7 protein-coding genes and 1 pseudogene are annotated in these 6,840 nt (G+C 68.9%); 4 read left to right on the top strand and 4 right to left on the bottom strand.

Features of this window, described 5'->3' with window-relative positions:
- Positions 1-29: 29 nt before the first annotated feature.
- Positions 30-254 (bottom strand): annotated as a pseudogene (locus KUM38_RS21820) (site-specific integrase); the annotation flags it as partial.
- 914 nt (positions 255-1,168) lie between these two features.
- Entirely contained in the window at positions 1,169-1,582 is a 414-nt protein-coding gene (locus tag KUM38_RS21825) for an ATP-binding protein (RefSeq protein ID WP_217131103.1), read from the bottom strand.
- A 252-nt stretch (positions 1,583-1,834) separates the two neighbouring features.
- On the opposite strand from KUM38_RS21825, the gene KUM38_RS21830 reads away from it, so the two are divergent.
- Together KUM38_RS21830 and KUM38_RS21835 are read left to right on the top strand one after the other, a co-directional pair.
- Positions 1,835-2,683 (top strand): helix-turn-helix transcriptional regulator, encoded by an 849-nt coding sequence (locus KUM38_RS21830; protein WP_217131104.1) that lies wholly within the window; start codon positions 1,835-1,837, stop codon positions 2,681-2,683.
- A gap of 9 nt (positions 2,684-2,692) precedes the next feature.
- Complete coding sequence (locus KUM38_RS21835) at positions 2,693-2,884, top strand: hypothetical protein (protein ID WP_030860372.1); 192 nt, start codon at positions 2,693-2,695, stop codon at positions 2,882-2,884.
- 86 nt (positions 2,885-2,970) lie between these two features.
- Here the strand turns inward: KUM38_RS21835 and KUM38_RS21840 are convergent, their stop codons facing one another.
- Complete coding sequence (locus tag KUM38_RS21840; RefSeq protein WP_308409010.1) at positions 2,971-3,234, bottom strand: HNH endonuclease; 264 nt, start codon at positions 3,232-3,234, stop codon at positions 2,971-2,973.
- A gap of 85 nt (positions 3,235-3,319) precedes the next feature.
- Positions 3,320-4,300 carry a GNAT family N-acetyltransferase gene (locus tag KUM38_RS21845; protein WP_217131105.1) on the bottom strand — a complete coding sequence of 327 codons (981 nt, stop codon included), beginning with the start codon at positions 4,298-4,300 and terminating at the stop codon, positions 3,320-3,322.
- Positions 4,301-4,413: 113 nt separating this feature from the next.
- Between KUM38_RS21845 and KUM38_RS21850 the strand changes: the two genes are divergently transcribed.
- Both KUM38_RS21850 and KUM38_RS21855 read left to right on the top strand, forming a co-directional pair.
- Positions 4,414-4,749 carry a YnfA family protein gene (locus KUM38_RS21850; protein ID WP_217131106.1) on the top strand — a complete coding sequence of 112 codons (336 nt, stop codon included), beginning with the start codon at positions 4,414-4,416 and terminating at the stop codon, positions 4,747-4,749.
- Between the two features lie 274 nt (positions 4,750-5,023).
- On the top strand, positions 5,024-6,595 hold the full coding sequence (locus KUM38_RS21855) for an SDR family oxidoreductase (RefSeq protein ID WP_217131114.1): 1,572 nt from the start codon (positions 5,024-5,026) through the stop codon (positions 6,593-6,595).
- Positions 6,596-6,840: the final 245 nt, after the last annotated feature.

The following is a 6,840-nucleotide window of genomic DNA, read 5'->3' on the forward strand; positions in this document are numbered from 1 at the left end:
CCTGTGGGTGCAGCGCAGATAGATCGAGATCAGGTCTCGTCCGGGTGCCCGTCCTCCTGGCCGTCGTCGTCGCCGAGGAGTTCGGCGATCCTGCGGTTGGTGACGTCCTGGCGACCGTCGAGGCACTTCGCATACCGGCTCAGCAGCACCTCGACGCTGTTGCCCGCGCGCTTCGCAACCTCGGCGGGGTCCACGCCGACGTTGAGCCACGAGGAGAGCGCGGCGTGCCGCAGGTCGTACGGCACAGCCCCAAGGAGCTCGACCGCGTACGCCAGGGCACTGAAGAGGACGGCCCGCTTACGCCGCACCGTCTCAGCAGCCGCCGGGGCTGGGGTCCGTGGACAAGGCGTGGACGGGATCTTGAGGCATCGCCACAGGTGAGCCCCAGGAAACAGGAAAGTCTCTGGACAGCCGATGGCCTGACACTCGGGACACCCCGAAAAGGGCGCACGCATGGTGACGTGGTGATCACACCCGGCAGCCCAGGACGCCTGCAGTGTGCCGCCACCGACCTCGATCTCTGCCCGCCTACGGCACGAGCCGCCCATAGGAGGGGAACCAGACGGACGGCTTCGTGATCATGGCGCAGCCTTCACACCGCGACTCAACCGTGCGAAGGCTGTGAGGGCAAAAAACAGTCCCCGGTAGTGCTGCACGTGTCCTGGAGCTTCAGTCGTCACTGTCACTCCGGTATCGCGCCGGCTTGCCGGGGGCCTAGACCACATCCTGTCCAAGTCACTCCGCCGACTAGACGTCCTGATCGACTTTGCGACTCTTTCGGTGTTATGGCTTATTAATCAGGTTAAGCAGGTTATGAGCCGAGTCAATAGGCTTTGGAAAAGTTTTCAGCATCCGGTGGGTGAAGGTGCGTGACCGTCCTGCATGGCTTCGTGCGGAGTCTTCGCGTATGTACAGGTGTGTGCTGCTCGGATCGGTTGCATGTCGGGGTATGTGGATGGGATCTTGAAGCGTTGCCGCAGGTGAGACGGCTGGCCGGCCGGTCAGTGAAGAGGGCTTGCCGCACGGCTGCTCTCAGTTCCGCCGTCTCGTGTCGAGGTCTCCGCCCCCAGTTCCGCAGCACCCGGAAGGTAGGGCCGAGGCGGTGTCCGGTCGGGCAGCACGGACAGGGGCGTGCTGTCCGACCGGCCCGGGCGACCGCTCCGCCGGGTCAACCGCCTTGGCGGAAAGAGAGGCCCGCGACCACGGATGTTCCGCGCGTGGGGCGGGGACGGACGGTCCAGGCGGCGGCGAGGCGGTCGACGAGGAGCAGGCCCCGGCCGTTCTCGGAGTCCGCGTCCGGGTGGGCCAGTGCGGGCTTGCCGGTGCCGGGGGCGGAGACGGCGAGCCAGTAGTGGCCGTCGGCGGGCCACAGCACGAGTTCGATCAGGTCCTCATCCTCTCGGCAGGCCCCATGGCGGATGGCGTTGGCGACCAGCTCGGAGGTCAGCAGGCTCAGGTCGTCGCCCAGGTGCGGGCGGAGTACGTGCGGCAGCGATTCCGTGACGACGTGGCGGGCCCTCCGTACGGAGGCGGGGTGGGCGGGGAAGTGCCAGTGGACGGGTACCAGGGGGATCTCGGGCATGGCGAACTCCAGTGCGGTGCGAGGGGTTTGAGGTCGCCGGCGGCCTGCCGCCCTGGTCGCGGGCACACCCGGCCCAGGGCAGGCGGGCATGCTCGCGCGGTGCGCTTCCGGCATTGCGGTGTGTAGTTTGCGCGATACCGACAGTAGAGCAGCTGGTGGTAAATTTCCCACGCGCTCAAGAGAATTCACCACGGAGAGGTACGGCGGCCTCGAGTGCCGCTGAGCGACCTCTGCCGGATGGAAGGAACCCCGATGCCTCCGAGGACGACACCCACAGAACGGCAGAAGCGACTGGGAAGTGAGCTACGTCGGATCCGAACTGCGGCAGGGATGTCCGCAGAGTTCGCCGCAGGTCTGCTGGGCGTGGACCGAGGCAAGATCTCCAACATCGAGTCCGGAGTCCGGGGTATCAGCGCCGACCGCCTGCGCACATTGGCCTGCAACTGTGACGTGACCGATGAGAGGTACATCGAGGCGCTCGTCGAGATGGCTCAGGCGAGTACGGGTTGGTGGGAGCGCTACCGAGGCATCCTGCCCCAAGGCTTGCTGGACATCGCGGAGACGGAAAGCCACGCCGTGCGCATGCGAGGCGCCAACACCGTGCATGTGCCCGGCGTGCTCCAGACCTCGGAACAGGCGATGGCCATCTTCCGGGCTGCGGTTCCCGCCTTGCCCGAGCACGAGGTTGCTTTGCGACTTGCGCTGCGTGCCGAACGCCAACAGGTGATCACCGGCGACAGGGCGGTCCCGTACGTCGCGGTCATCCACGAGGCCGCACTCCGGATGCAGTTCGGCGGTGCCGACGTGGCCCGTGCCCAATTGGAGTACTTGCTGAAGGTGTCCGAGCGGGACAACGTCACCGTGCTCGTTCTGCCCTTCGCCCACGGTGCCTTCCCTGGTGCCGGGCAGACGGTCGTTCACATCGAAGGGCCCGTTCCGCAACTCGATACGGTGCAGATGGACAGTTCCCACGGGCCCACCTTCCTCCACGCCGAAGGTCAGTTGGCGAAATACCGGGCGCAGCTCGATCTGTTGGAAAGTCTGGCTCTGTCGCCAGAGCAGTCCAGAGACTTCGTCCGCAACATCTCACGCCAACTATGAGGAGTATCAATGCCCGACATCACCTGGGAAGCCCCGTTCTGCGCCGAGGGCAGCTCCTGCTTCCGTCTCGGTACCGATGCCGACGGCAACGGGTACATAGCTGTCGCCGGTCAGGAGGAGAGCCCTCTCACCGACTCCCTCGAAGCCCTGCGCACCCTCATCACCGACATCAAAGCCGGTAAGGCCGACCACCTGCTGTAGGGCCCGCGGCGCACCGTCACCGAGTGACACGGTTCCCGCGCGTTCGGCGACCTCGGTCGGGTGCTCGATCCCGGCCCTGGGCCGAGTCAGCCGACGGCGGGCTTACGAGCATTGAGGTTGCACAGATCGCGGTGATAGCCGATGTGCGCCTCGTCCATCGGATGTCTGGGGTCGCGGCGGAGCGGGCGGGGTTCTCTGCCGTCTCTCGTTCCCCTGACCAGGCCGTCGGAGTCGACGTAGATCTCCAAGCCGTCGAAAAGAACATGGCAGTTGGCGCACAGGCACAGGAGGTTCTGCAGTTCGTCGGGGCCGTAGTGGGGCCTGCCCAGGCCTCTTATGTGCGCGGCCACGCTGTACGGGCGACTCAGAAGATTAGTCGGACGGTATGTCAATCCATGCGGCGCGTGAACCGCCCCGCCGGGAATCGCGGTGGGCTCAGCGCCAGTCGTCGATCACGTAGGCGTCCGGGTGGCTGTAGCCGGGTTCGTTGGGCTTGTGCATGGTCACTCCTTGCAGCCAGGTGCGGAAACCGCGGTCGGCCATGCGCCGGTAGGCGTCCTGGCGGGCCAGGTTCGTTCCGGCGTCCAGTTGGCCCAGTCCCTTCTCGGTGGCCAGTTGCTCGCACGCGTCCAGCAGTCGTTCGAACCGGTCCGCGGCGTCCGGGCCGGGGCGTACGGCGCCGAATTTGACGAAGCACACGTCCTCACCGGCCTCCGACCCCGCTCCGCAGTGGCAGACCGCCAGACCGTCGAGGTCGGAGTCGGAGTCGGCGCCCTCGAGGAGGATGGTGTCACCGAGCCCCTGCGCCTGTGTGGCCGTGATCTCGCGCTCCAGGCTCAGGCCCTCGTACACGGCCCCCGTCAGGGCGCGGCTGAGGCTCAGTGCCTCGGGCCGCTCGGCGGCGGTCAGCTCGCCGTACAGCACTCGGCCGGGGACCGCGGCACTGACGGTGACCTGTTTCTTCATGATGGCGGTGAGGAAGCGGGGCCAGAAGCCGTACCGGCGGTAGAGCTCGAGGTGCTTGGGGCTGTGCGAGAAGGTGAACAGGCCGAGGTGGCGGTTCTCCCAGGTGTCGAAGCAGGCCATGACCGGTTCCATGAGGCGCCTGCCGATGCCCCGGTCCCACAGGTCCGGGCGTACGGTCAGCGGGCCGAAGTATCCGACGCTGCCCCAGTCGGTGGCGAAGTTCGATCCGACGACCTCGCCCTCGAGGGTCGCGGCGAAGGCCGCGTGCGGATCCGTCGCCCAGCGGGTGCGGACGTAGTCGGCGGTCCCGAAGAACGTCCGCGGCTCGGGGATCCCGAGGAAGGTCCCGAAGGCGACCCTGAAGATCTCGTCGACCCGGTCCAGGTCCGGCTCGGCCAGCGGGCGGACCGACACCGGGGCGGCGGCACTCGTTCGCTTCGTTGCGGGCATGATCGCTCTCCTTTCCGCCCCCGGTTCCATCGGACCACGGACGTGCGCCGCGGGCGAAGCGACGGGTACGGCGGCACCTCAAGGTCGGGTGGGCCGACGGTAGGGTCGCCGGCATGGTTGTCGCCCGTTCCGTCGCCCTGTTCGCCGTCGCCGCCCTGTTCGAGATCGGCGGCGCCTGGCTGGTCTGGCAGGGCATCCGTGAGCACAAGGGGTGGATCTGGATCGGCGCCGGCGTCATCGCCCTCGGTCTGTACGGGGTGGTGGCCACCTTCCAGTCCGACGACGACTTCGGGCGCATCCTCGCCGCGTACGGCGGGATCTTCGTCGCGGGCTCGATCGCCTGGGGCATGGTCGCCGACGGGTACCGGCCGGACCGCTTCGACGTCATCGGCGCCCTGGTCTGTCTGGCGGGCATGGCCGTGATCATGTATGCGCCGCGCAGTCATTGATCTGCTCTTCCTGGTCTGCTTCTGCTGACCTGTTCCCCCTGTGGTCTGCTCCTCCTCGGGGGTGGTGTGCATCCGTGGGTCCGGTGGTGGGTGAAGTGCCTGATGTGGACGGCCGCCGTGGGGGACCACCCGTCCGTCGTGGCCAGGCGGCTTCCGTCTCCTCGTCGCGGTCGCCGGCCGGGGTGGTACGACAGGCACGGTCGCGCTGCCGCGCTCATGATCGGACACAGCAGAGGGTCGGACCGCGCACGTGCGCGGGAGAGGAGCACTCGTGGTGGACGAGGACGGACAGCGAGCGGGCGAGCGGCTGTGCTGCCTGGTCACCGGGGCCTCCGGTTACATCGGTGGGCGGTTGGTGCCGGAGTTGCTGGAGGCCGGTCACCGGGTCCGGTGCCTGGCCCGCTCCCCCGGCAAGCTCCGCGACCACCCCTGGGCCGGGGATGTCGAGATCGTCCGGGGCGATGTCACGGAGGCCGCCTCCGTCGCCGGGGCGATGCGCGGGGTCGACGTCGCCTACTACCTGGTGCACGCCCTCGGAACCGGCTCCGGTTTCGAGGACACGGACCGCCGCGCCGCCCGCGTCTTCGCCGAGCAGGCGCACGCCGCCGGTGTGCGACGGATCGTCTACCTCGGCGGACTCACCCCGAAGGGCGTGCCCGAGGGGTCGCTCTCCCCTCACCTGCGTTCCAGGGCCGAGGTCGGGCGCATCTTCCTCGACGCCCCGGTGCCGGCGACGGTGCTGCGGGCGGCGGTCGTCATCGGGTCGGGGTCGGCCTCGTTCGAGATGCTGCGCTATCTCACCGAGCGCCTGCCCGTGATGGTGACCCCCAGCTGGGTGCACACGCGGACCCAGCCGATCGGGGTCCGCGACGTACTGCGCTACCTCGTCGGCTCGGCCACCATGCCGCCCGACGTCGACCGGGCCTTCGACATCGGCGGGCCGGACGTCCTGACCTACCGGGAGATGATGAGCCGTTACGCCGTCGTCGCCGGGCTGCGGCGGCGGATCGTCCTGCCGGTGCCGGTCCTCACGCCGGGGCTGTCGAGCCACTGGGTGGGTCTCGTCACCCCGGTGCCCGCCTCCATCGCCCGGCCGCTGACCGAGTCCCTGCGCCACGAGGTCGTCTGCCACGAGCACGACATCGCCCGGTACGTGCCCGACCCTCCCGGCCTGCCGTTGCCCTTCGACGAGGCGCTGGCCCTCGCGCTGCGCAAGGTCCGGGACGCCCAGGTGGCCACCCGCTGGTCGTCCGCCGCCGTGCCCGGCGCCCCCAGCGATCCGCTGCCCACCGACCCCGGCTGGGCCGGCGGCAGCCTCTACCGGGACGAACGGCAGCTTCCGGTCGACGCGTCCCGCGCGTCACTGTGGAAGGTCATCGAGGGCATCGGCGGCGACAACGGCTGGTACTCCTTCCCCCTCGCCTGGGCGGCCCGGGGCTGGCTGGACCGGTTCGTCGGCGGCGTCGGCCTGCGCCGCGGGCGGCGTGACGCCGAGCGCCTGCGGGTCGGTGACTCCCTGGACTTCTGGCGGGTGGAGGAGATCGAGCCGGGGCACCTGCTGCGGCTGCGTGCCGAGATGCGGCTGCCCGGACTCGCCTGGCTGGAGATGTACGCCGAAACGGACCCCGGCGGTCGTACGCGCTACCGCCAGCGTGCCCTGTTCCATCCGCGCGGTCTCCTGGGGCACGCCTACTGGTGGGGGGTCTCGCCGTTCCACGCCGTCGTCTTCGGCGGCATGGCCCGTAACATCGCGCGGGCCGCCGCCAAGGACGGGAACGTACCCGGACGGGCATCGCGGACCGGCCTCACCGGGCGCGCCGGCTCTGCCGAGGGCTTCCGCCGCTAGATGAGTGAGTCCGATGTTTGTGCTGGCCGCGACTATGGCGAAGGGCGCCCGTTGGCTCGTGTGTGACTACCAGCCTGGACGCCCTTCTGGCGGCACTGTACGTGTTCATCGACGACCATGTGGCTCCCCGTCGCCGGATCGGGCGACCCCCCCAAACTGACGGACGCCGAACTGTTGTGCCTCGCGGTCGCCCAGGTTCTGCTCGGCTTCCCCTCGGCCAGGCACTGGATCCGCTTCGCTCACGC

It is taken from the genome of Streptomyces sp. AC558_RSS880 (assembly GCF_019049255.1).
In the GTDB taxonomy this organism is placed as follows: Bacteria; Actinomycetota; Actinomycetes; order Streptomycetales; family Streptomycetaceae; genus Streptomyces.

Coding starts and splice junctions, on each gene's coding strand:
- KUM38_RS21825 (WP_217131103.1), bottom strand. CDS start 1,582: ATGCCCGAGATCCCCCTGGTACCCGTCCACTGGCACTTCCCCGCCCAC.
- KUM38_RS21845 (WP_217131105.1), bottom strand. CDS start 4,300: ATGCCCGCAACGAAGCGAACGAGTGCCGCCGCCCCGGTGTCGGTCCGC.
- KUM38_RS21830 (WP_217131104.1), top strand. CDS start 1,835: ATGCCTCCGAGGACGACACCCACAGAACGGCAGAAGCGACTGGGAAGT.
- KUM38_RS21850 (WP_217131106.1), top strand. CDS start 4,414: ATGGTTGTCGCCCGTTCCGTCGCCCTGTTCGCCGTCGCCGCCCTGTTC.
- KUM38_RS21835 (WP_030860372.1), top strand. CDS start 2,693: ATGCCCGACATCACCTGGGAAGCCCCGTTCTGCGCCGAGGGCAGCTCC.